Source organism: Bacillus sp. FSL K6-2819 (genome assembly GCF_038008305.1).
GTDB classification, from domain to species: domain Bacteria; phylum Bacillota; class Bacilli; order Bacillales; family Bacillaceae; genus Bacillus; species Bacillus amyloliquefaciens.
The window spans coordinates 3,162,154-3,183,761 of the sequence record NZ_JBBOYV010000001.1 but is presented as its reverse complement, the minus strand read 5'-3'; the positions used below and the strand labels follow the sequence as shown (position 1 = coordinate 3,183,761).

Sequence of the window (21,608 nt, the reverse complement as noted above, 5' to 3'; positions counted from 1 at the left end):
GCCCGGAGCTGTTACCGCTCCGGTTCTTTTTGTTCCATGAATGACAGCGGCCTCCCTTGGAAATACCTAAAAACGATCGGAATTGAATGGGAGTGAATCGCATGAAATGGATCAGGACGGCGGGCGTTTTATGTCTTACGCTGATGCTGATTGCCGGCTGCCGATTGAATGAAGAAAAACGGGAAGCGGAACAAGACAGCACACCCGTGTCATCCGCGAAGCCGGTTCCTTACAGCAGCTTTTCCCTGCGCGTCAACTACGGAGCCGGAGAGCATAACCGCTATGAGGGTTTGTATGAAAGAAAAGGCGGTCATGAAAAGGCAGACATCCAGGATAAGCTCTCAGGAGTTCACAGAGAGGGCGAGGAAGCGCTCGATGAAATGAAGATGATCCTCGGAGAACTTGCCGTTAACAGCCGGATGCAGGAAGGTGAAGTCGTCCGGCAGGTGCTCTCGGCTTTTAATTTAGACAGCCATTATGACCATTTTTATTTGAAACTGAAAAAAAGCGACGGAGAAATGACGGAAATAAAAAAATAACCTCCGTCCGCAGCTTTTTTGCCCAAAACTAATTGATAATGATATTCAGAGTCATTAATTTCTGTTACAATATAATCATTATCTCACGTTGAATGTGTAAGCAGTTTGTTTATATACATAGTGTTGGGAAACACAAAAAAGGAGCGGTTAGCGGTATGAGTGCAATTTCTACAGAGACGCTGAGCTTAGGGTACGGAGAGACTGTTATCATTGACGAATTGGATGTTGCGATTCCAAAAGGCGAAATAACTGTATTGATCGGAAGCAACGGCTGCGGAAAATCGACGCTTTTACGTTCATTGGCGCGGCTGATGAAACCGAGGGGCGGTTCTGTGCTTCTAGAAGGAAAAGCCATCGCTAAGCTTCCAACGAAGGAAGTCGCAAGAGAACTGGCTATCTTGCCGCAGAGTCCGTCAGCTCCCGAAGGCCTGACGGTTCATCAGCTTGTGAAGCAGGGAAGATACCCTTATCAAAGCTGGCTGAAGCAATGGTCCAAAGAGGACGAAGACGCCGTGGCAAAAGCGCTTAAAGCGACGAAGCTTGAGGAAATGGCCGACCGCCCGGTGGATTCCTTGTCAGGCGGACAGCGGCAGCGCGCATGGATTGCGATGACACTCGCTCAGGATACGGATATCATTCTGCTTGACGAGCCGACAACCTATCTCGACATGACGCATCAAATTGAAATACTTGATTTGCTGTTTGAATTAAATGAAAAAGAAAAACGGACGATCGTCATGGTGCTGCACGACCTCAATCTGGCATGCCGTTATGCTCATTATCTGGTAGCCATTAAGGATAAACAGATTTACGCAGAGGGGCGTCCCGAAGAAGTCATTACTTGTGAGCTTGTGCAGAATGTATTTGCGATGAACTGCCAGGTAACACAGGACCCGCTGTTCGGCACGCCGCTTTGCATTCCGCACGGACGCGGCAGATGTATCGTGCAGGAAGCGGCCCTCACCGCCCGATTGTCATAATCATGGAAAAGGGAAGGGAACGGTATGGAAGAGAAGCTACAGCAGCAGCTGGACGGCCTGCTTGAAAAATACACAGAACTATTGCTTGGAGAAACAAATCCGGATCTAAAGGAAGAAGTCAGGCAGTGGATTTTGTATACACATATCGCAAAAAGCATGCCTCCCCTCGTAAAACATTGGAATGAATCCTACCCGGACGCCAAAGAGGGCATCAAAGCTGCGATACAGCACATTAAACAGCTCAATGAAGATCACAGAAAAAAACAATAAAAAGCTTTCGGCATCAAAGAGAGGTGCCGGAAGCTATGACCGCTAACCCTTTAGACCAAGAAGGGGCTGATCTTTCAGAACGGATTTATTTAAAAGCCTAGGCTAAGGAAATTGACTCTTAAGTTTAGATTGTTAATTCCATGTTAGAAGAGCTGGGCGGACTAAAACAGAACTAAAATTAGAGTACGCTCCACTGTTTCAGCAAGCCCTAACAGAAGAAAAAACCTTAATGAATATGAAGCTTCCTTAATTCCGGAAGATACCGATTTAATGCATACTGAGATAGTGGAGATCGGCAAGGAAATGCAAGGTCAATATAAGATTAATTTCCAATGACATTTATGTAGTGTTTGAAGATTCAAAAATAAGAGAAGAATTTTTACGAATAGATCATCTTTTTCCATGAGGATCGATCCATATAGACTAACTTACAATATAAAATGGACTTCTATTAGGAAGTCCATTCACCATTTTTTATCTGGTTTTTCCAATTCTTTAATGCAGTAAAAATCTCTCTAAAGTCCTTATCAAAAGTATATTTTTTTTTCAGTGAGTATTTAAATATCGACTTTTTTTAAAAGATAATTATCATTCTAGACTTAATGAAATTTGGTCATTGTTTTCGTTTTTTTTATCACCTTTAGAATTTCCCTCATGGTCTTGTCTAAAATCATCATCAATCCATAAACCATTTTTTTTACGTAATTCTTTAACCCTATTAGGGAACAGCTTGTTTTTTTCTTCATAAACTTTACCTAACAGCTTTTTATCTTTGTCTTTATTTTTAAGTCTCTCTTTGATAATTTCACAATTCCCCAACTCAAAACCAATCCATTTACGACCTAACATTTCACTTACAGCAAATGTTGTACCGCTTCCTCCAAACGGGTCTAAAACAACGTCACCTTCATTTGTACTCATAGTTATTATACGATCAAGTAATTTAACTGATAATTCATTGAACTTTCTATTTTTTGAACTACTATGTCTAACAGGGTAAATATCTGACCAAACATCAGAAAGAGTTACACCCTTTGGGTTCATTTTATTCTTGTAACCGCCATAGTCTTTTATTTCTCTACCACAATGAGGGCAAGTTTGTAGAGGTATCCTTTGAACATTAAATGTCTTAGGTTTATCACCTTTTACATAGTATAAAAGGCTGTAATTTGCTGGATATAATCTATTCTGAATTGGAAGTCCAAATTTCATATCTACAGTTATCCAGTTTCTAAAATTCAATTTCCTATTTAAGTACTCAGAAAGGTAAGTGTTCCATTTTGGAATATTATAAATGAATAAAGAACCGCCTGGTTTTAAAACTCTGATACACTCGTCTATCCATTTATAATACCAATCCAAATATCCGCTAAAGGAATTTTTATCTGTTACACCCTCATCATACTCTTTATCAAGGTTAAATGGTGGATCAGCAAAAATAGTGTCCACGTTTTCATCAGGAACTTGTTTAAACAGTTCTAAACAATCCCCATTGTATAATTTTCCAAGATCAGTATAAAAATAAGGTTTGATTTCTTGAATAGAATTAAATTCGTTTAGTTTAACACTATTTTTATTTTCGAGGATCTTGGCAATTTCTTTTGTGTTATTTAAGAACACATCCTCTAACCCAGCCGGTATCCTGCCTAATTTTAATTCTAATTCTACTTTAGTCATTCCAAGATAACTAAGTATTCCATTCAACACTTTATCTGTTGGAATAACTCCATTTTCTTTATAGGCGAGTAAATCCTTCTTATTCACATTGTAATTTTTCAATACAGCATACATTTCAGTTTCCGTATACCCTAACTGATTCGCTTTATTTTTAACAATGTCAAAAACAGAAAAAAAACGCAATATTATACACCTCGTGTAACTTATAGTCTGTAGACCTATAGTCTACTTGATTTTATCATTCCATTTAAACAAGCGTCAATTGTTATCAGGAGGTACTATGACTAACAATATCAGATTATTATTTGGTCAAAAAGTTCGTCAAATTAGATTGTCCAAAAGTAATATGTCACAAGAAAAACTAGCTTTTGAATGTGACCTACACAGAACCTACATTTCTGATATTGAACGAGGAACAAGAAATGTTTCCTTAGACAATATTGAAAAGATTTCTAAAGCACTCGGTGTTCAACCAAAGGACTTACTTGATTTTACTACAATCGGCAACTGTGAACAAAAGAAATAAGTGGGGGCAAATTAGAATGGAAGTAGAAAAAGAGTTTATTACTGATGAAGCAAAAGAATTACTATCTAAAGATAAGTTAATTCAACAAGCATACAATGAAGTTAAAACATCTATTTGTTCACCTATTTGGCCAGCAACCTCAAAAACCTTCACGATTAACAACACCGAAAAGAATTGTAACGGTGTAGTACCAATTAAAGAACTATGTTACACCTTACTTGAAGATACATATAACTGGTATAGAGAAAAACCCCTTGATATACTTAAACTTGAAAAGAAAAAAGGTGGTCCGATTGATGTTTATAAAGAGTTCATAGAAAACAGTGAACTTAAACGTGTAGGTATGGAATTTGAAACAGGAAATATTAGTTCTGCCCACCGTTCAATGAACAAACTTCTATTAGGATTAAAACATGGCGAAATTGATTTGGCTATTATCCTTATGCCTATTAAACAATTGGCCTATTATCTTACAGATCGTGTTACCAATTTCGAGGAATTAGAACCTTATTTTGAACTTACTGAAGGACAACCATTTATTTTTATTGGATTTAATGCTGAGGCTTATAATTCTAATGTCCCTTTAATTCCCAAAGGTTCTGACGGTATGTCAAAACGCTCAATTAAGAAATGGAAAGATAAAGTTGAAAACAAATAGTTTTTGGTAAAGAGGCTTCGATTTTTGGAGTCTTTTTTGTTATAAAAATCGCTGTTCCCATTATGAAAAAATTGCGGTTTATTTGATCATTTTCAATCTCCTTTATTTCTATTATTTCATTCTTCTATTAAAACATATATTTCCTAAGTAGCGATGGGGAGAAATAGATCTTCTCAAAAGTAACTTATTAAGAAAAAGTTACATTTACTTTCACTAAAATACAGATTAATTTAACAACGTTGCAACTGAAATAGTTAAAAATTTGTTGCATTCAAAACGTTGATTTTTCTGCTAGAATATCTTCACAAGTCAATACACCGAGTTTATCGTCCTCTCGGGCAATGCGGCGGAAGACTGGTCTTTCGGAAACGGGATGGCCCAGATGATATAAAAAAAGCCCGCGGCATTCGCGGGCTTTTTCTCTATTAAACGGCTTTCGCTTTTTCTTCTTCTTTGCCTGTTTTTTTGTTTGTCAGCTTAATTGATTTGACAAACAGTGTCAGGACCAATCCGGCTGCGATAAAGGCCAGCCCTGTGAAAAACACGCTGTGAAGCGAATCCATCAGTGACGTTTTCAAAACCGGCACGATATGGGAAGAAAACGCGGCCGGAATCTGCTTAATCGATTCCTGACTGAACAGGGATTGAAGCAGTCCTTCAGGATTCTTGTCAATCATACCTTTAAACTGCTCGGCAAAGGCACTTGCCTGTTTCGGGAGTGAGTCTAAGTAAGGCACCAGTCTGTCGGATAAAAGGCTTCCGGATCTGGCATTCATGACAGCGCCTAGCACCGTAATGCCGAACGTTCCCCCGATCATCCGGAAAAATTGGCTTGAAGAAGTCACGACGCCAAGCTCTTCTTTTGAAAACGTTTCTTGCAGAGCGAGCGTGAGAAGCGGCATGACGAGTCCCATTCCCAGACCGATCACGGCCATATAGCACGTAGCCGCTAGTTTGCTGGTATCCAGCTGCAAAGTTGTCAATAAGAAGAAGCCGACGGCCATGATCAGCATACCGATCATGATTTGCGGTTTAATCCCGATTTTGTAAACCAGCTGGCCTCCGATAATACTTGTGATGATCATAGATACCATCATCGGCGTCATAATCGTTCCGGACGCGGTGGCGCTGACGCCGATAATTCCCTGCATAAAGAAAGGAACAAACGTGACGGCGCCGAACATGCCGATACTCATGAAAAAGCCGATCAGATTCAGTACGGTAAACGTTCTGTTTTTAAACAGATACATCGGAAGAATCGGCTCTTTTGCTTTGATTTCAGCGAACACGAATCCGACAATTCCGACAAGCGCAAGTACAAAGAGACCGATAATCTGCCATGATCCCCATGCGTAATCCTTTCCTCCGAAGCTGAGCGCGAGAAGGAGGCTGACGATTCCGACGATCATTGTGAAGATGCCGGCGATGTCAAAGTTAATCGGCCCAGTCTGTTTTCTGCCCTGAAGTCCTCTTGCGATAAAGATCACAGCTAAGATTCCGACAGGCAGGTTGATATAGAAAACCCATTTCCAATTTAAAGAGTCAACAATCCAGCCCCCGATTTGCGGGCCGATAACGGAAGCAAGACCGTAAATCGCCCCGAAAAGCCCTTGGAACTTGGCACGCTGTTTCCCTGTGAACAAATCCCCGATGACGATCATGGCCATCGGCATCATGACACCGCCGCCGATTCCCTGAAGGCCGCGGAAAATAATCAGTTCCGTCATGTTGCTGGCCATTCCGCACAGTGCGGAAGCTCCCATAAAAATCAATAAACCTGACACATATACGACGCGGCGCCCCAATAAATCTGCAAGTTTCCCCGCAATCGGAACGATAGTCGTCGAAGTTAAAAGATATGCCGTGGTCAGCCACGTCATCATGCTTAATCCCCCGAGGTCACCCACGATTTTAGGAATCGCCGTTCCTACGATGGTGCCGTCAAGGGCCGAGAAAAACATGGCGATAATTAAACCGGTTATTAATAATGCGCGTTTTGGATCTTTTTGTTCAATACTCATGTTTTGGCAGCTCCTCTTTTCTATTCATTTTCTTTTTTATCCGCCGCGTATTGCTCAGCGGCTTCCGCTACTTTGCGGATAATGTTCATGGACTGAAGCAGTTCCTCATCAGTCAGAACGGATAGGTTTCGCGCTAATATCGCTTTTCTTCCTTCCACGACATCTTCGAATTTTTTTTCGCCTTTTTTGGTAAGGCTGATGTCGATGACACGTCTGTCCTGCTGATTATGTTTGCGGACGATGAGTCCTTTTTGCTCGAGGCGGTCGGCCATCAGCGTCACTGCGCTCGGTTTTACTTCCATGCGTTCCGCGATTTCGGAAACTTTGCAGCTCCCGTGCTTTTTCAGGCTGGCTAAAACAAATAATTGGGCAGGCGTCACCTCATGCATCGCCATGCTTTCCATCATTTCCGGCTGTATGTTTTGCAGCAGCGTCTGAAGAGATTTTTGGATATCAGACACATATTGATCCGCGTTTTTCATAATTCCTCCTCATCTGGTTCCTTTGAAAAATAATTAACATTAGTTAAATATAAATAAGGATTAATGGTAAGTCAATCCTTTTGTGCAAAAATAAAAAAAGGATTGATGTTTGGCGAAAACATCAAATCCTTTTTCTTCATGTTACTGCTGGTAGGGTGACTGCTGCTGAATCGTCTGCTGGAACTTCTGATACGATTGCTGAAGCTTTTGGGTATCGGCTGCTTCAATGGAATACCAGCCATTCTGAAACATCACATCGTATAATCTTCTTTGCGCTTTTTGTGACTCATCGAAAATGGCCTGAATATCTTGATAAAGAGACTCATGGCTGAGCTCATGCAGGGCTGTGCAATATGAAGTTGTTATATACTTTTCCGTCGTCAGCAGCTCATTCACCAAGTCTCTGTCATTCATTTGCGCCGTATTGGGCACGGGCGTTTGCGGGTTAGTGATTTTTTGATTTTGCTGTTCCATGTATTGTCCTCCTATTGCATATAGCCTGTTGTTGTCTGTCCGCCTTGAGCAGGATTCAAGTGGCCCAATATGTTTTGATAATGCTTCTGATGCATCCGGCCGATTTGTTCAAGCTCTTGTTTTAACGTCTGATTCTGGCATTGTTCCGCCATAAAATGAGCTTTTTTCATGGCAAGCAGATTCCAGTTCAGCATGTCCTCAAGGTACAAATGGTCTTTCGTTGAGATGACGGCAGGCGGCAAGTTTCCGTGCTGCTCTTGGTTGTTCATTTAAACGCCTCCTTCAATTCTGTTCTTTTTAGCTTTCTCTGCGATCGGGATTTCATGCACGAAAAAAAGAAAAAGGAGGGAGTTCATCCATGCTGCGGAGCATATGTTTATTTTTGTCGAAAAATAAAATGCTTACGAAATTCGCCCAGGCTTACGGCCTCCGCTTCGGCGCGGGAAGATTTGTTGCGGGGGAAACACTCACAGAAGCCGTGAAAACGGTAAAGCGGCTGAACCAAAACGGGTTATCGGCTTCGATTGATTACCTTGGTGAATATGCAGGTTCAGAGAAAGATGCAAGAAGGACGGCCGAAGAATGTAAAAAAGCAATCAGGGCGATCGCCGATCATCAATTGGACTGTGAGCTGTCTCTTAAATTAACATCCATCGGTCTGGATATTTCCGAGAAACTCGCGGAACAGCATGTCAGAGACATATTGACGGAAGCGAAAGAACGCCGCGTTCCCGTAACGATTGACATGGAGGACTATTCCAGATGCGGCCGTACGCTTGATTTATATAAGCGGTGCAAGCCGGATTTTCCGATGCTAGGAACCGTCATTCAGGCTTATTTGTACCGCGCCGCTGAAGATATCAGCAGCCTGATGCCATACAAGCCGCGGCTCAGGCTTGTAAAAGGCGCTTATAAAGAATCGGTAGCCGTGGCGTTTCCCGATAAAAAAGGGACCGACCTTCATTTCCAGCAGCTGATTAAGCTGCAGCTTTTGAGCGGCCATGAAACAGCGGTGGCGACACATGATGATGACATCATTTCTTATACGAAAACACTCGTCAGCGACCATCAAATTCCCCGCGGGCAGTTCGAATTCCAAATGCTGTACGGTATCAGAACGGAGCGGCAGAAGGAGCTTGCCGAAGAAGGATACAGGATGAGGGTGTACGTCCCGTACGGAACCGATTGGTACGGCTAAATGCGGCGTTCGTGCTGAAAGGAATCTTCAAAAAATAACGGCTGCTTAAAAAGCAGCCGCAGTATGTTATTCCATGTTTTCTTTTTTATATTGCTGATTTTGGCTCGTCCGTTTGCCGCCGCCGTATTTTTGCTTCGGTCCCGCATTTCCTTTCATGCTGGCCGCGCTCACTGCGCCAGAAGACGGATCTTTTCTCCCTCTCACCATTCCCTTCACCTCCGCGTTTAAGTTTCCCGTCCCCGGCAGAGAACATGCGGAAGGCGAAAAATTTAAAAAAATTCCATATTTGCTATTGAAGTCATCCGGAAAATCTTTTAAGATGAAAGAAGAAAAGGGTTTCATTTTTTTTGCCGAAAAAATGAATGACTATTCATTCAAAGTTCAAGGGGGATGACTCATGCACAAGTTTATAAAGAAGGCAGCCGTTCTCGGATCAGGCGTCATGGGGTCCGGAATTGCCGCGCACTTGGCTAACATCGGAATTCCCGTCCTGCTGCTTGATATTGTGCCAAACGAGCTGACAAAGGATGAGGTGAAAAAAGGGCTGACATTAGAAAGCCCGGAGGTCCGCAGCAGACTGAGCCGATCGGCCATGAAAAAACTGCTGAAGCAAAAACCGGCGCCGCTGACTTCAGCTTCCAATCTCGACTATATAACGGCGGGGAATTTGGAAGATGACGCTGCTCAATTGAAGGATGCCGATTGGATTATTGAAGTCGTTGTAGAAAATCTTGACGTGAAAAAACAGATTTTCTCACTTGTTGATGAATACCGGAAACCTGGAAGCATCGTGTCCAGCAATACGTCCGGTATTTCCGTAACAAAGATGGCGGAAGGCAGATCTGCCGATTTTAAAGCTCATTTCTTAGGAACCCATTTCTTTAATCCGGCCCGTTACTTAAAGCTTCTGGAAATCATTCCGATTCAGGAAACAGATCCTGACGTGCTGAAGTTTATGACTTCATTTGCAGAAAACACGCTCGGGAAAGGTGTCGTTATCGCCAAAGACACGCCTAACTTTATCGCCAACCGCATCGGTACGTACGGCTTGTTAGTCACGGTAAGAGAAATGCTTTCTTCCGGCTGCGGCATCGGCGAGGTGGATACGGTGACCGGGCCTTTAATCGGCAGACCGAAAAGCGCGACCTTCAGAACCCTTGACGTTGTGGGGCTTGATACATTCGCTCATGTGGCAAAAAATGTTTATGATAAAGCCGACGGCGCTGAAAAAGACATGTTTAAGCTGCCGGAATTTATGAATGACATGCTGAAAAACAATTGGCTTGGCAGCAAATCAGGTCAAGGTTTTTACAAAAAAGAAGGTAAAACAATATATGAGCTCGATCCGCTAACCATGACATACGGCGAGCGCACGAAAATGAAAACACCCGCTTTAGAAGCCGCCAAACAGGCAAAGGGTGCCAAAGGCAAAATGAAAGCGCTTATTTATGCTGATGACCGCGCCGGACGACTGCTTTGGAATATTACGTCGCAAACCCTCTTATACTCAGCTCAGCTTCTTGGTGAGATCGCTGATGATATAAAAGCGATTGACGACGCCATGAAATGGGGCTTTGGTTGGGAGCTCGGCCCGTTTGAGGTGTGGGATGCCATCGGTGTCAGAAAATCAGCGGAGCGGCTTGAACAAGAAGGCGCAAAACTGCCCGGCTGGGTGAAAGAAATGCTTGATCAGGGTCATGAAACATTTTATATGAAGGAAAACGGAACACAATTTTACTATTCAGACGGCCAATACAGGGCAGTAAAAGAAAATCCGAAACGCGTCAGCCTGCAAACGTTAAAAGAAACAAAGGGCGTGATCAGCAAAAACAGCGGAGCAAGTTTGATTGATCTCGGCGATGATGTCGCGCTTCTGGAATTTCATACGAAAAGCAATGCGATCGGCTTAGACATTATTCAGATGATTGACAATGCGCTTGAGGAAACAGAGCGGAATTATAAAGGACTTGTCATCGGAAACCAAGGCAGACATTTCTGCGCGGGGGCAAACCTTGCGATGATTTTAATGGAAGCTCAGGATGATAACTTCATGGAAGTCGATTTTGTCATCCGCCGTTTTCAGCAGACGATGCTGAACATCAAATACAGCGCCAAACCTGTTGTGGCGGCGCCGTTTGGGATGACACTCGGCGGGGGAACGGAAGTCTGTCTCCCGGCGGCACGCGTTCAGGCGGCGAGCGAATCGTATATGGGTCTTGTTGAAACCGGCGTCGGTCTTATTCCGGGCGGCGGAGGAAATAAAGAGCTGTACATGAATTACTTGAACAGCGGAAGCGAACTGATGGACGCGGCCATTAAAACCTTTGAAACCATTGCGCTTGCCAAGGTGTCCGGTTCGGCGCACGAAGCGCGTGATATGCAGATTTTGTCCGCGGCTGACCGTGTCAGCATGAATCAGGATCACCTGCTGCACGATGCGAAACAGCTGGCCGCTTCCTTATATGACAGCGGATACCGCCCGCCAGCCCGCAAAAAAGTGAGAGTCACCGGGGAAACCGGCTGTGCGGCGTTACTGCTCGGAGCAGATCAAATGAGACGGTCGGGTTATTTATCAGATCACGATATGAAGATTGCGAAGAAGCTGGCTCATGTCATTGCCGGAGGAAGAGTTCCGTTCGGCACGGAGGTTTCAGAAGAATATTTACTCGAGATTGAAAGAGAAGCCTTTTTAAGCCTCGCTGGCGAGGCGAAGTCTCAAGCAAGAATGCAGCATATGCTGGTCAAAGGCAAACCTTTACGGAACTAGGAGGGTGTTTATGAGAGAAGCAGTCATTGTGGCCGGTGCGAGAACTCCGGTCGGTAAAGCGAAAAAAGGGTCGCTTGCAGCCGTTCGTCCTGATGATTTAGGCGCGCTTTGTGTGAAAGAAACGCTGAAACGGGCAGGCGGCTATGAAGGAAATATCGATGACTTAATTATCGGATGTGCAACACCTGAAGCCGAACAAGGATTAAATATGGCACGTAATATCGGTGCGCTGGCGGGGCTTCCTCATACGGTGCCGGCTATTACGGTGAACCGCTACTGCTCTTCCGGACTCCAATCCATCGCTTACGGAGCTGAAAAAATCATGCTCGGCGCTGGTGACACCGTAATTGCGGGCGGTGCCGAATCCATGTCGCAAGTACCGATGATGGGGCATGTGACCCGCCCGAATATCGCTTTGGCGGAGCATGCGCCTGAGTATTACATGAGCATGGGACACACAGCGGAACAGGTCGCCGAAACGTACGGCGTATCCAGAGAAGACCAGGATGCATTTGCCGTCCGGAGCCATCAGAATGCCGCAAAAGCCCTTAAAGAAGGGAAATTCAATGACGAAATCGTACCGGTTGAAGTGTCGCTGACAGAAATCGGTGATGACCATAAGCCTCGGAAAAAACAATTTATCTTTTCTCAAGATGAAGGCGTGCGTCCGGGCACATCGGCTGACGTTTTAGCGAAGCTCCGTCCGGCGTTTTCTAAAACGGGAACCGTGACGGCCGGGAACTCTTCACAAACAAGTGACGGCGCGGCGGCTGTCATGCTGATGGATCGCGAAAAAGCTTCGTCGCTCGGATTGGCGCCGCTTGTCAAATTCCGTTCCTTTGCCGTAGGCGGCGTTCCGCCAGAGGTAATGGGGATCGGACCGATTGAAGCCATTCCGCGGGCGCTCAAGCTTGCCGGACTCGAATTACAGGATATCGGGCTTTTTGAATTGAATGAGGCCTTTGCTTCACAGGCCATTCAAGTTATCAGATCGCTCGGAATAGATGAAGAAAAGGTGAACGTAAACGGAGGCGCCATCGCGCTCGGACATCCGCTCGGATGCACTGGGGCGAAGCTGACCCTTTCACTCATACATGAAATGAAACGGAGAAACGAGCAATTCGGCGTGGTGACGATGTGCATCGGAGGCGGCATGGGCGCTGCCGGCGTATTTGAGCTCATTTAAAAAAAGGGGGAAACGAACATGAAACAGGAAACGGTCAACGTCAAAAAAGGCGGCAGCTTTCTGATTGAAGAAACGGGATATGATCAAGTATTCACACCGGAGGATTTTACAGACGAACATAAAATGATCGGCAAAACGACAGAAGACTATGTCGTAAACGATGTTCTTCCTTATATTGATGAAATTGAAAACCATCAGTTTGAGCACTCAGTCAGACTGCTGAGAAAAGCCGGAGATCTTGGTCTCCTCGGAGCGGATGTGCCTGAAGAGTACGGCGGCATCGGTCTGGATAAAATCAGTTCAGCCTTCATTACGGAAAAGTTTTCACGTGCCGGCAGCTTTTCGCTTTCTTACGGCGCTCACGTCGGTATCGGTTCATTGCCGATCGTGTTCTTCGGCACGGAAGAGCAGAAGAAAACATATTTGCCGGACTTGGCTTCAGGACAAAGAATCGCGGCCTACGCCTTAACTGAGCCGGGTTCAGGTTCAGATGCCCTCGGCGCGAAAACAACGGCCGTTTTGAATGAAGCGGGCACACACTATATTCTCAATGGAGAAAAGCAATGGATTACAAACTCCGCCTTTGCAGATGTCTTTGTCGTCTATGCTAAAGTGGACGGAGATAAGTTTTCCGCATTTATCGTAGAAAAAAATTATCCTGGCGTGTCAACGGGCCCAGAAGAGAAAAAAATGGGGATTAAGGGTTCATCGACAAGAACGCTGATTTTAGATCAGGCGGAAGTGCCGAAAGAAAACCTTCTCGGCGAAATCGGAAAAGGCCATGTCATCGCCTTTAATATCCTGAATATCGGGCGTTACAAGCTTGCCGTCGGCACAATCGGCGCTTCTAAACGGGTGATTGAGCTGTCTGCCGCTTACGCAAACCAGCGCCGACAATTTAAAACGCCGATCTCAAGCTTCACGCTCACTCAGGAAAAGCTTGCGACGATGTCAGCAAGGCTGTACGCGATGGAGAGCTCTGTATACAGAACAGTGGGTTTGTTCGAAGATAATATGAGCAGACTGACGGAAGAAGCGCAAAAAGACGGACGCGAAGTCGCAAAGTCAATCGCCGAGTACGCGATTGAATGCTCGCTCAACAAAATGTGCGGGTCTGAAACACTTGACTACATTGCCGACGAAGGCGTTCAAATTCACGGCGGTTACGGGTTTATGCAGGAATATGAAGTGGAGCGCGCTTATCGTGACTCCAGAATCAACAGAATTTTCGAGGGCACAAATGAAATCAACCGCCTGATCGTAACGAGCACGTTCCTGAAAAAAGCCGTAAAAGGGCAGCTTCCGCTCTTTGAAAAAGCGAAAGCGCTCCAGGAAGAGCTCATGATGCTGATGCCTGAAGAGCCGGGCTCAGAGCCTCTTGAACAGGAGAAATACATTGTCAGACAGGCGAAAAAGATCGCCCTGCTGACAGCGGGACTTGCGGCGCAGAAATACGGAAAAGAGATCGAAGGCGAGCAGGAAATCATGGTGAACATTGCCGATATCGTCAGCGCGCTGTACGCTTTGGAATCTGCCGTCCTCAGAACGGAAAAAGCGATTGCGGCGGACGGTGCCGAAAAAGCTGCGCAGAAGCTGTTATATACGGAAATCTTTGCCCAGGAAGCCCTTCAGAACATTGAAGCGCACGCCAAAGAATCACTCATCGCCATGGAGGAAGGAGATTCCCTCCGCATGATGCTTTCTGTGCTGCGCAAACTGACGCGTTTGACACCGAAAAATCTCATTCAGAAAAAACGTGAAGTGGCTGCCGCTGTCTTCCGTGAAGAAAAATATACGGTTTGATCACATGCTGTAAGCGCTCCTTCATCCGGAGCGCTTTTTCATGAAGCAACGTTATAGGTTTTTACCAGTGATTGTGTTAAAATAACGACGATCATTTACGAGGGGTGAAGAAGATGTCGTTAAATTTTTACTGGTACCCTAAATGCGGAACGTGCCGTAATGCGAAAAAATGGCTGGAAGACCGCGGTAAGGAAATAAACGAAATACATATTGTGGAAGAAACACCGACGAAAGAAGAAATCAAAGACCTCTACGAAAAGAGCGGCCTTGAGCTCAGAAAGTTTTTCAACACGAGCGGCATGAAATACCGCGAGCTGAACTTAAAGGAAAAACTGTACCACATGTCAGAGGATGAACAGCTTGAACTCCTGGCATCAGACGGTATGCTCCTGAAGCGCCCGATTACGACAGACGGCGAAAAAGTCACTGTCGGCTTTAAAGAAGACCAATTCGAAAAATATTGGATGTAATGCCAGGTTCAAAGAATTATGGTATCTTCTTATTATAAGAAAAAAATGGAGGGATTTAGATGAGCACACCGAAAGATATGCGTTATTCCAAAGAGCACGAATGGGTAAAAGTTGAGGACGGAAAAGCCCGTATCGGGATTACACACTTCGCGCAATCCGAACTTGGCGACATCGTATTTGTCGAGCTTCCTGAAGTCGGCGCTGAAATTAAAGCGGACGAGCCATTCGGCAGCGTAGAATCTGTCAAAACCGTATCCGAACTGTACGCACCGATTAACGGAACCGTAACGGAAGTGAACGAAGACCTTGATGACAGTCCTGAATTCGTAAACGAGTCTCCGTATGAAAAAGCGTGGATGATCGTCGTGGAACCGGCTGATGCTGAAGAAATCGAAAACCTCATGACTTCCGAGCAATATGACGAAATGACACAGGAAGACTGATCGGATAGCAAAAGGGCCATTTGGACATTCTATCTGTAACGGGAGGTGTCCAATATGGCTTTTGATAAACAAAAGGTCGATGTCACGGAGAACATCACGGGCCGCTTTCAAAACGGCCGGTTTTCCTTGTTTCATGAAAATGAAGCCATCGGCGAGATGACAGGCATGAACCAGTACGAGCTCAAACAGGGCTTTCTATTTGAAAATCAAAAATTTTATAAAACAGCCGATGTCATAAACGGCAACGATCCGAAATATGTGGATTGCGATTATGAGAACGGCTGGTGTTAACTGTTGGCGGTGAATTTCACTGCCTTCTTTTTCAATTGAGCCTAAAACAATCGGCAGGTGATGCGCTTATGTTCAACGGAGATGAAAAGGTCATAATCGTAGAAGGAAAATCAGATAAAATCAAAGTCAGGGAAGTGCTCATCGAACCCGCGGAAATCATCTGTACAAACGGAACGATCGGCCAAACTGAACTGGAAGATTTGGCGGACCGCCTGTTTGACAGAGACGTGTATATTTTAACGGACGCAGACGACTCCGGAGAAAAATTAAGAAAACAGCTGAAACGGGAGCTGCCCGAAGCGCGCCATATCTGCATAGACAGAACATACAGGCAAGTCGAATCGTGCCCGGGCCATCATCTTGCATCTGTACTGATCAGAGCCGGCCTTGATGCAGACCCTGTATTTTTGAAAAAGAACGACCTGAGGTGGTAATCAAAATGAAAGAACTCCAAGAAAATGAACTCGAATCGATTCAGGATGACGTCTATCTCCTGTATTTGTACACCCCGTTTTGCGGCACATGCCAGCTGGCGTCCAAAATGCTTTCCGTCGTCGAAGAAATGCTGCCCGAAGCCGCCTTCTATAAAAACAACGTGAATTATTCCCCCGCATTCGCCAAAGCCTATCAGATTGAGAGCGTTCCGTGCTTTTTGCTGTTTAAAGGCGGAGAGCTTGTTGAGAAAGGATACGCCTTCCGCTCCGTTTCCTATTTATATGAGCTGATTAAACAAAAAACATCGCAAACGTTCCCGATGTGACAATTTTTACAGGAAAATGTCGTGCGGTTTATAAAGGGTTCTGTCCGTTAAAAAGAGAAATGTGTATGTATGGCCATTAAAACGGGAGGTTATACGAGTGGAGAAAATAGAAGTTTTAGAGAATGACGGACAGCATCTGTTTTTGAAACCGCTATTAAATGCCTCAACGCTGCTGATTACATTCCAAGGAGAAACAGAAGCCTTAACGGTCTCAATTAACGGACAGGGAGAAATGAGAAAAACGGCGGCTTCAAAGGAAAAATCTAATTTGACCTTTTACGGAAACCAGACGGAAATTATCCATCTTTTGCACGGTGATGTCTCTTTGCAGAAACTCATCCAAAGCGGAAAACTCAAAGTGAAGGGATCATTCCGGGCCCTGCTGAAGCTGGAGGCCATCCTCTGGCTGACAAATGGATTTTTTCAGGCGGTCAGCAAGCGGCCGTAACTGCCATTCTACTATGTGACAATAGCTCCCATTATTTATTTTATTGACTTTTTATCATTCGCCGTGCTATTCTACAGTAAGAATTTCCGGACGAAAATACAATATGTTTTCTCTTATCAAGAGAGGTGGAGGGAAGTGCCCTATGAAGCCCGGCAACCATCAACAATGTTGAAATGGTGCCAATTCACTCAAAGCGATCTGCTTTGGAAGATGAGAGAAAGGCCTTTTTCAATAAGCCTTTCTGCTCATTTTTGCAGAAAGGCTTTTCTTTTGCAGAGAAACCCGGAAGATTTCTTAGAATAGTGTAAGGCAGGTGATTGCTTTGATCCATCTTCAAAATGTTTCAAAAATTTACAAAGCGAAGCATGGGGATGTCAATGCTGTCCAAGATGTCACTCTTGATATCAAAAAGGGCGAAATATTTGGAATTATAGGATATAGCGGAGCTGGTAAAAGTTCCTTAATCCGTCTCCTGAACGGCCTTGAAAAGCCGACGTCGGGCACCGTGGAAGTCGCGGGGACGGAATTAAATAAAGTAAGCAGCCGCGGACTGAGAAAAGCGCGTCAGGAAATCAGCATGATCTTCCAGCATTTTAACCTTCTTTGGTCGCGCACCGTCCGGGAGAACATTATGTTTCCACTGGAAATCGCCGGCGTGAAAAAAAGCGAACGGGTCCGCCGCGCCGATGAATTGATTAAACTGGTCGGTTTAGAGGGTAAAGAAAAATCTTATCCGTCGCAGCTGAGCGGCGGTCAAAAGCAGCGTGTCGGCATCGCCCGGGCGCTCGCCAATAATCCGAAAGTCCTTCTATGTGATGAAGCGACATCAGCGCTAGACCCGCAGACGACCGATTCAATTTTAGATCTTTTATCCGATATAAATGACAAACTCGGCCTGACGATTGTGCTCATTACCCATGAAATGCACGTCATCAGAAAAATCTGCAACAGAGTCGCCGTCATGGAAAACGGGAAAGTCGTTGAAGAAGGCGAAGTGCTCCAAGTCTTCAGAAACCCGCGTGAGCCGATGACAAAGCGTTTCGTTCAGCAGGTGACAGAACCGGAGGAGACGAAAGAAACCATTCAGCATTTTCTGCAGGAAACCGCGACAGGAAAAACGATTCAGCTTTCATTTGTCGGGCAGGCTGCCGAACAGCCCCTCATTACGGAGATGATCCGAAACTTTGACGTGGACGTCAATATTCTGCAGGGGAAAATTTCACAGACGAAAGACGGAGCCTACGGTTCTTTATTCATCCACATTGACGGTCAGGAAAAAGAAGTAGAAAACGTGATCCGGTTCATCAAAGACAAACAGGTAGAAGCAGAGGTGATCACAAATGTTTGAAAAATGGTTCCCGAACGTTGATATAACCGAGCTGTGGACGGCCACATACGAGACCCTTTATATGACGGTCATTGCTTTAGCCTTTTCATTTGTCATCGGAGCGATTCTCGGTCTTCTGCTCTTTTTAACGGGCAAGGGAAGCTTATGGGAAAATAAAATCATTAACACCGTGATTGCGGCGGTTGTCAATATTTTCAGGTCTATTCCGTTTCTTATTTTAATTATTCTGCTTCTCGGCTTTACTAAGTTTTTGGTCGGATCGATTTTAGGGCCGAACGCTGCATTGCCCGCGCTGATTATCGGCTCTGCGCCGTTTTATGCCCGCCTTGTTGAAATCGCGCTCCGTGAAGTTAATAAAGGAGTCATCGAAGCTGCCAGATCAATGGGAGCAAAGACATCGACGATTATCTTCAAAGTGCTGATTCCTGAATCAATGCCTGCGTTAATCTCAGGCCTCACCGTTACGGCCATCGCTCTGATCGGATCTACCGCCATTGCCGGCGCCATCGGGTCAGGCGGACTCGGAAACCTTGCATATGTAGAAGGATACCAGTCCAATAATACAGATGTAACGTTTGTGGCAACTGTATTTATTCTCATCATCGTCTTTATCATTCAAATTATCGGTGATGTGATTACAAATATAATAGACAAAAGATAAGGGAGGATTTACATTGAAAAAGATTGTACTAAGTGCGCTGCTGCTTGTGTTCGCGGGAGTTTTGGCTGCCTGCGGATCAAACGGCTCAAATAAAAAGGAAATCGTCGTCGCTGCGACAAAAACACCGCATGCTGAAATTTTAAAAGAAGCGGAGCCGCTTCTGAAGGAAAAAGGCTACACATTAACAGTAAAAGTGCTGAACGATTACAAAATGTACAACAAAGCGTTAGCTGACAAAGAAGTGGATGCGAACTACTTCCAGCACGTTCCTTACCTTGAACAGGAAATGAAAGAAAATAAAGACTACAAACTCGTAAATGCCGGAGCCGTTCACCTTGAGCCCTTCGGAATTTACACGAAAAAATACAAATCATTGAAAGACCTGCCTAAAGGCGCGACCATCATCATGACAAACAACGTCGCAGAACAAGGCCGTATGCTGGCGATGCTTCAAAAAGCCGGACTGATCACACTTGATCCGAAGGTGAAAACGATTGACGCCACTACGAAAAACATTACGAAAAACCCGAAAAACCTGATATTCAAAAAAATCGCCCCTGAATTAACGGCGAAAGCATATAATGAAGAAGAAGGCGACGCAGTCTTCATTAACGTCAACTATGCGATTCAAAACAAACTGAACCCGTTAAAAGATGCGATTGAAGTGGAATCAACGAAAAACAACCCGTACGCCAACATCATTGCCGTTCGTAAAGGTGACGAAAAATCAGCGAAAATCAAAGCGCTTATGGAAGTGCTTCACTCTAAGAAAATCAAAGACTTTATTGAGAAAAAATACGACGGAGCCGTACTTCCTGTATCTGAATAAAGCGAAAACCCCGGATGAATCGTCCGGGGTTTTTTTCGGGTATTAATCGGAGAACTGTCCATAATAAAAGGGAAGGTTAACAATTGGAGGAAATGGCAGTGGCTCAATATCAGGATAACGGCAAAAGCCTGCATGACGCATTAAAACAATACAAAGAAGGTTTAGGCATATTCGAGCAGAAAATGCCGATGATGGGACGGAAGTTTAATGAATTTACTGAACAGTGTTTCTCAGCGGATTCATTGACTGAAAAAGAGAAACAATTAATCGCTCTCGGCATCAGCATCAATGCTCAAGATGAATTTTGCATGATTTATCATACGAAGGGCTGCCTTGACCAGGGCGCGACAGAGGAAAACATCCTTGAGGTCATCAGCGTCGCGGCGGCATTCGGAGGAGGCGCAGCACTCAGTCAGGGAGTGACCCTCGTGCAGCAGTGCATTCAGGAATTCGGACATACGACGCATTAGAAAGAGCAATCGTGTGAATACCGCTTTTCACATAAAAACAGCGCCGGTTTCCGGCACATTCGAAAGGATTCAGGGGCACACTCTCTTTGGCCGGAGCAGCGGATCATTGTTACAATGGAAACAAACAAATGAAGGGATTGATTCATTATCTGCACCAGCCATGAAAGACTGGACCTTGACTATACGCCTGAAATGGAAAAAGCGATGCAGAAGTCACACGGCATCGGCTACGAGGAATATGGACGGCGTCTTTCAAAAAGGATGGAAGTCGAACGGCAGAGGGAGCTTGAATACCAAAAAAGCAAGTTCCTCGCAGCGCAGCTTAATGAGAAAATCGGTCAGTAAAAAAGGGCGGAATTCCGCCCTTTTTCTGTTTCAAACAGCTTTAATTACGCCTGGATCTTTGATAAACTTTAGGAATGTTCCGGGTAATATAAAAAGTTGTATTTACTTTTCATTTGTTATAAAATTAGAATGAGAATAAATTGAGAATAATGATTATATATTTTGGAGGTATAGATATGGCTGCTTCAACATTAACGATCAAGGATCTTCACGTTGAAATCGAAGGAAAAGAGATCTTAAAAGGTGTAAACCTTGAAATAAAAGGCGGCGAATTCCACGCTGTCATGGGGCCGAACGGTACCGGTAAATCCACGCTTTCAGCAGCGATTATGGGACACCCGAAATACGAAGTTACAAAAGGCAGCATCACGCTTGACGGCAAAGATGTACTGGAAATGGAAGTGGACGAGCGCGCTCAGGCGGGTCTTTTCCTTGCGATGCAGTACCCAAGTGAAATCAGCGGTGTGACAAATGCCGATTTCCTTCGCTCTGCGATTAACGCACGCCGCGAAGAAGGCGATGAAATTTCTCTTATGAAATTCATCCGCAAAATGGACGAAAACATGGAGTTCCTTGAAATGGACCCTGAAATGGCTCAGCGTTACCTGAACGAAGGCTTCTCCGGCGGGGAGAAAAAACGCAACGAAATCCTTCAGCTTATGATGATCGAGCCGAAAATCGCCATTCTTGACGAAATCGATTCAGGTCTTGATATCGATGCGCTTAAAGTCGTTTCTAAAGGAATCAACAAAATGCGCAGCGAAAACTTCGGCTGCTTAATGATCACTCACTATCAGCGCCTTCTGAACTACATCACGCCTGATGTCGTTCACGTTATGATGCAGGGACGCGTAGTGAAATCAGGCGGAGCGGAGCTTGCGCAGCGCCTTGAAGCGGAAGGCTATGACTGGATTAAACAAGAACTCGGCATTGAAGACGAAACTGTAGGCCAAGAAGCGTAA

The 21,608-nt window shown here is 44.7% G+C and carries 25 protein-coding genes, 2 pseudogenes and 1 riboswitch; of the genes and pseudogenes, 21 read left to right on the top strand and 6 right to left on the bottom strand.

What is annotated here, in order from left to right:
• Window positions 1-101 precede the first annotated feature (101 nt).
• From MHH91_RS16695 to MHH91_RS16685, 3 genes and pseudogenes are all read left to right on the top strand, one after another.
• Complete coding sequence (locus MHH91_RS16695) at window positions 102-539, top strand: YusW family protein (RefSeq protein WP_013353551.1); 438 nt, start codon at window positions 102-104, stop codon at window positions 537-539.
• A 155-nt stretch (window positions 540-694) separates the two neighbouring features.
• Window positions 695-1,519, top strand: a complete 825-nt coding sequence (locus MHH91_RS16690; protein WP_013353550.1) for an ABC transporter ATP-binding protein — start codon at window positions 695-697, stop codon at window positions 1,517-1,519.
• A gap of 2 nt (window positions 1,520-1,521) precedes the next feature.
• Window positions 1,522-1,789, top strand: a pseudogene (locus MHH91_RS16685) (YusU family protein).
• Between the two features lie 588 nt (window positions 1,790-2,377).
• Here the strand turns inward: MHH91_RS16685 and MHH91_RS16680 are convergent.
• Complete coding sequence (locus MHH91_RS16680) at window positions 2,378-3,649, bottom strand: DNA-methyltransferase (RefSeq protein WP_013353548.1); 1,272 nt, start codon at window positions 3,647-3,649, stop codon at window positions 2,378-2,380.
• Between the two features lie 97 nt (window positions 3,650-3,746).
• On the opposite strand from MHH91_RS16680, the gene MHH91_RS16675 reads away from it, so the two are divergent.
• Both MHH91_RS16675 and MHH91_RS16670 read left to right on the top strand, forming a co-directional pair.
• Window positions 3,747-3,992, top strand: coding sequence for a helix-turn-helix domain-containing protein (locus MHH91_RS16675; RefSeq protein ID WP_014470997.1), 246 nt, complete (start codon window positions 3,747-3,749; stop codon window positions 3,990-3,992).
• A 16-nt stretch (window positions 3,993-4,008) separates the two neighbouring features.
• On the top strand, window positions 4,009-4,650 hold the full coding sequence (locus tag MHH91_RS16670) for a type-2 restriction enzyme BamHI (RefSeq protein ID WP_013353547.1): 642 nt from the start codon (window positions 4,009-4,011) through the stop codon (window positions 4,648-4,650).
• Between the two features lie 425 nt (window positions 4,651-5,075).
• Here the strand turns inward: MHH91_RS16670 and MHH91_RS16665 are convergent, their stop codons facing one another.
• The 4 genes from MHH91_RS16665 to MHH91_RS16650 form a co-directional block, all read right to left on the bottom strand.
• On the bottom strand, window positions 5,076-6,671 hold the full coding sequence (locus tag MHH91_RS16665) for an MDR family MFS transporter (protein WP_013353546.1): 1,596 nt from the start codon (window positions 6,669-6,671) through the stop codon (window positions 5,076-5,078).
• A gap of 20 nt (window positions 6,672-6,691) precedes the next feature.
• On the bottom strand, window positions 6,692-7,153 hold the full coding sequence (locus tag MHH91_RS16660) for a MarR family winged helix-turn-helix transcriptional regulator (protein ID WP_013353545.1): 462 nt from the start codon (window positions 7,151-7,153) through the stop codon (window positions 6,692-6,694).
• Between the two features lie 141 nt (window positions 7,154-7,294).
• Entirely contained in the window at window positions 7,295-7,627 is a 333-nt protein-coding gene (locus MHH91_RS16655) for a spore coat protein (RefSeq protein ID WP_013353544.1), read from the bottom strand.
• 11 nt (window positions 7,628-7,638) lie between these two features.
• Entirely contained in the window at window positions 7,639-7,896 is a 258-nt protein-coding gene (locus MHH91_RS16650) for a hypothetical protein (RefSeq protein ID WP_013353543.1), read from the bottom strand.
• Window positions 7,897-7,985: 89 nt separating this feature from the next.
• Here MHH91_RS16650 and MHH91_RS16645 point away from each other — a divergent pair.
• A pseudogene (locus tag MHH91_RS16645) lies at window positions 7,986-8,863 on the top strand (proline dehydrogenase family protein).
• A 28-nt stretch (window positions 8,864-8,891) separates the two neighbouring features.
• Here MHH91_RS16645 and MHH91_RS16640 read toward each other — a convergent pair.
• Window positions 8,892-9,032: a YuzL family protein gene (locus tag MHH91_RS16640; RefSeq protein WP_013353541.1), complete on the bottom strand. Its 141-nt coding sequence runs from the start codon at window positions 9,030-9,032 to the stop codon at window positions 8,892-8,894.
• A 190-nt stretch (window positions 9,033-9,222) separates the two neighbouring features.
• Between MHH91_RS16640 and MHH91_RS16635 the strand changes: the two genes are divergently transcribed.
• The 15 genes from MHH91_RS16635 (at window position 9,223) to sufC (ending at window position 21,608) form a co-directional block, all read left to right on the top strand.
• Window positions 9,223-11,592 carry a 3-hydroxyacyl-CoA dehydrogenase/enoyl-CoA hydratase family protein gene (locus tag MHH91_RS16635; protein WP_013353540.1) on the top strand — a complete coding sequence of 790 codons (2,370 nt, stop codon included), beginning with the start codon at window positions 9,223-9,225 and terminating at the stop codon, window positions 11,590-11,592.
• A gap of 10 nt (window positions 11,593-11,602) precedes the next feature.
• Window positions 11,603-12,778, top strand: coding sequence for an acetyl-CoA C-acetyltransferase (locus MHH91_RS16630; protein WP_013353539.1), 1,176 nt, complete (start codon window positions 11,603-11,605; stop codon window positions 12,776-12,778).
• Between the two features lie 18 nt (window positions 12,779-12,796).
• Window positions 12,797-14,581 (top strand): acyl-CoA dehydrogenase family protein, encoded by a 1,785-nt coding sequence (locus MHH91_RS16625; protein ID WP_014472255.1) that lies wholly within the window; start codon window positions 12,797-12,799, stop codon window positions 14,579-14,581.
• Between the two features lie 113 nt (window positions 14,582-14,694).
• The gene (locus tag MHH91_RS16620; protein ID WP_013353537.1) at window positions 14,695-15,051 is read left to right on the top strand and encodes an arsenate reductase family protein; all 357 of its coding nucleotides are present in this window, start codon (window positions 14,695-14,697) and stop codon (window positions 15,049-15,051) included.
• Window positions 15,052-15,110: 59 nt separating this feature from the next.
• Window positions 15,111-15,494: a glycine cleavage system protein GcvH gene (gene gcvH / locus MHH91_RS16615; protein WP_013353536.1), complete on the top strand. Its 384-nt coding sequence runs from the start codon at window positions 15,111-15,113 to the stop codon at window positions 15,492-15,494.
• A 54-nt stretch (window positions 15,495-15,548) separates the two neighbouring features.
• Window positions 15,549-15,785, top strand: coding sequence for a YusG family protein (locus MHH91_RS16610; RefSeq protein ID WP_013353535.1), 237 nt, complete (start codon window positions 15,549-15,551; stop codon window positions 15,783-15,785).
• Window positions 15,786-15,853: 68 nt separating this feature from the next.
• Window positions 15,854-16,219: a toprim domain-containing protein gene (locus MHH91_RS16605; RefSeq protein ID WP_014470995.1), complete on the top strand. Its 366-nt coding sequence runs from the start codon at window positions 15,854-15,856 to the stop codon at window positions 16,217-16,219.
• 5 nt (window positions 16,220-16,224) lie between these two features.
• Complete coding sequence (locus MHH91_RS16600; RefSeq protein ID WP_013353533.1) at window positions 16,225-16,545, top strand: thioredoxin family protein; 321 nt, start codon at window positions 16,225-16,227, stop codon at window positions 16,543-16,545.
• Window positions 16,546-16,642: 97 nt separating this feature from the next.
• Window positions 16,643-16,993: an SCP2 sterol-binding domain-containing protein gene (locus tag MHH91_RS16595; RefSeq protein WP_013353532.1), complete on the top strand. Its 351-nt coding sequence runs from the start codon at window positions 16,643-16,645 to the stop codon at window positions 16,991-16,993.
• A 110-nt stretch (window positions 16,994-17,103) separates the two neighbouring features.
• A riboswitch (SAM riboswitch) is annotated at window positions 17,104-17,210 on the top strand.
• Window positions 17,211-17,315: 105 nt separating this feature from the next.
• On the top strand, window positions 17,316-18,341 hold the full coding sequence (gene metN / locus MHH91_RS16590) for a methionine ABC transporter ATP-binding protein MetN (RefSeq protein ID WP_013353531.1): 1,026 nt from the start codon (window positions 17,316-17,318) through the stop codon (window positions 18,339-18,341).
• A complete protein-coding gene (locus MHH91_RS16585; RefSeq protein ID WP_013353530.1) occupies window positions 18,334-19,002 on the top strand; it encodes a methionine ABC transporter permease in 669 nt (222 codons plus the stop codon). The genes metN and MHH91_RS16585 overlap by 8 nt, the downstream gene beginning before the upstream one ends.
• A 13-nt stretch (window positions 19,003-19,015) precedes the next feature.
• Window positions 19,016-19,831 carry a methionine ABC transporter substrate-binding lipoprotein MetQ gene (gene metQ, locus MHH91_RS16580; protein ID WP_013353529.1) on the top strand — a complete coding sequence of 272 codons (816 nt, stop codon included), beginning with the start codon at window positions 19,016-19,018 and terminating at the stop codon, window positions 19,829-19,831.
• Window positions 19,832-19,923: 92 nt separating this feature from the next.
• Window positions 19,924-20,301 carry a carboxymuconolactone decarboxylase family protein gene (locus MHH91_RS16575; protein WP_038463290.1) on the top strand — a complete coding sequence of 126 codons (378 nt, stop codon included), beginning with the start codon at window positions 19,924-19,926 and terminating at the stop codon, window positions 20,299-20,301.
• Window positions 20,302-20,493: 192 nt separating this feature from the next.
• Window positions 20,494-20,646 (top strand): hypothetical protein, encoded by a 153-nt coding sequence (locus MHH91_RS16570; RefSeq protein ID WP_003151857.1) that lies wholly within the window; start codon window positions 20,494-20,496, stop codon window positions 20,644-20,646.
• A gap of 176 nt (window positions 20,647-20,822) precedes the next feature.
• Window positions 20,823-21,608, top strand: a complete 786-nt coding sequence (gene sufC / locus MHH91_RS16565; RefSeq protein ID WP_003151872.1) for a Fe-S cluster assembly ATPase SufC — start codon at window positions 20,823-20,825, stop codon at window positions 21,606-21,608.

Bases quoted from the DNA above. Each gene is read 5' to 3' on its own strand.
- MHH91_RS16620 (WP_013353537.1), top strand. From the start codon at position 14,695: ATGTCGTTAAATTTTTACTGGTACCCTAAATGCGGAACGTGCCGTAAT.
- MHH91_RS16610 (WP_013353535.1), top strand. From the start codon at position 15,549: ATGGCTTTTGATAAACAAAAGGTCGATGTCACGGAGAACATCACGGGC.
- MHH91_RS16660 (WP_013353545.1), bottom strand. From the start codon at position 7,153: ATGAAAAACGCGGATCAATATGTGTCTGATATCCAAAAATCTCTTCAG.
- MHH91_RS16650 (WP_013353543.1), bottom strand. From the start codon at position 7,896: ATGAACAACCAAGAGCAGCACGGAAACTTGCCGCCTGCCGTCATCTCA.
- MHH91_RS16635 (WP_013353540.1), top strand. From the start codon at position 9,223: ATGCACAAGTTTATAAAGAAGGCAGCCGTTCTCGGATCAGGCGTCATG.
- MHH91_RS16655 (WP_013353544.1), bottom strand. From the start codon at position 7,627: ATGGAACAGCAAAATCAAAAAATCACTAACCCGCAAACGCCCGTGCCC.
- MHH91_RS16665 (WP_013353546.1), bottom strand. From the start codon at position 6,671: ATGAGTATTGAACAAAAAGATCCAAAACGCGCATTATTAATAACCGGT.
- sufC (WP_003151872.1), top strand. From the start codon at position 20,823: ATGGCTGCTTCAACATTAACGATCAAGGATCTTCACGTTGAAATCGAA.
- MHH91_RS16575 (WP_038463290.1), top strand. From the start codon at position 19,924: ATGGCAGTGGCTCAATATCAGGATAACGGCAAAAGCCTGCATGACGCA.
- MHH91_RS16670 (WP_013353547.1), top strand. From the start codon at position 4,009: ATGGAAGTAGAAAAAGAGTTTATTACTGATGAAGCAAAAGAATTACTA.
- MHH91_RS16640 (WP_013353541.1), bottom strand. From the start codon at position 9,032: ATGGTGAGAGGGAGAAAAGATCCGTCTTCTGGCGCAGTGAGCGCGGCC.
- MHH91_RS16600 (WP_013353533.1), top strand. From the start codon at position 16,225: ATGAAAGAACTCCAAGAAAATGAACTCGAATCGATTCAGGATGACGTC.
- MHH91_RS16695 (WP_013353551.1), top strand. From the start codon at position 102: ATGAAATGGATCAGGACGGCGGGCGTTTTATGTCTTACGCTGATGCTG.
- MHH91_RS16690 (WP_013353550.1), top strand. From the start codon at position 695: ATGAGTGCAATTTCTACAGAGACGCTGAGCTTAGGGTACGGAGAGACT.
- MHH91_RS16630 (WP_013353539.1), top strand. From the start codon at position 11,603: ATGAGAGAAGCAGTCATTGTGGCCGGTGCGAGAACTCCGGTCGGTAAA.
- MHH91_RS16675 (WP_014470997.1), top strand. From the start codon at position 3,747: ATGACTAACAATATCAGATTATTATTTGGTCAAAAAGTTCGTCAAATT.
- MHH91_RS16605 (WP_014470995.1), top strand. From the start codon at position 15,854: ATGTTCAACGGAGATGAAAAGGTCATAATCGTAGAAGGAAAATCAGAT.
- gcvH (WP_013353536.1), top strand. From the start codon at position 15,111: ATGAGCACACCGAAAGATATGCGTTATTCCAAAGAGCACGAATGGGTA.
- MHH91_RS16625 (WP_014472255.1), top strand. From the start codon at position 12,797: ATGAAACAGGAAACGGTCAACGTCAAAAAAGGCGGCAGCTTTCTGATT.
- MHH91_RS16570 (WP_003151857.1), top strand. From the start codon at position 20,494: ATGGAAAAAGCGATGCAGAAGTCACACGGCATCGGCTACGAGGAATAT.
- MHH91_RS16585 (WP_013353530.1), top strand. From the start codon at position 18,334: ATGTTTGAAAAATGGTTCCCGAACGTTGATATAACCGAGCTGTGGACG.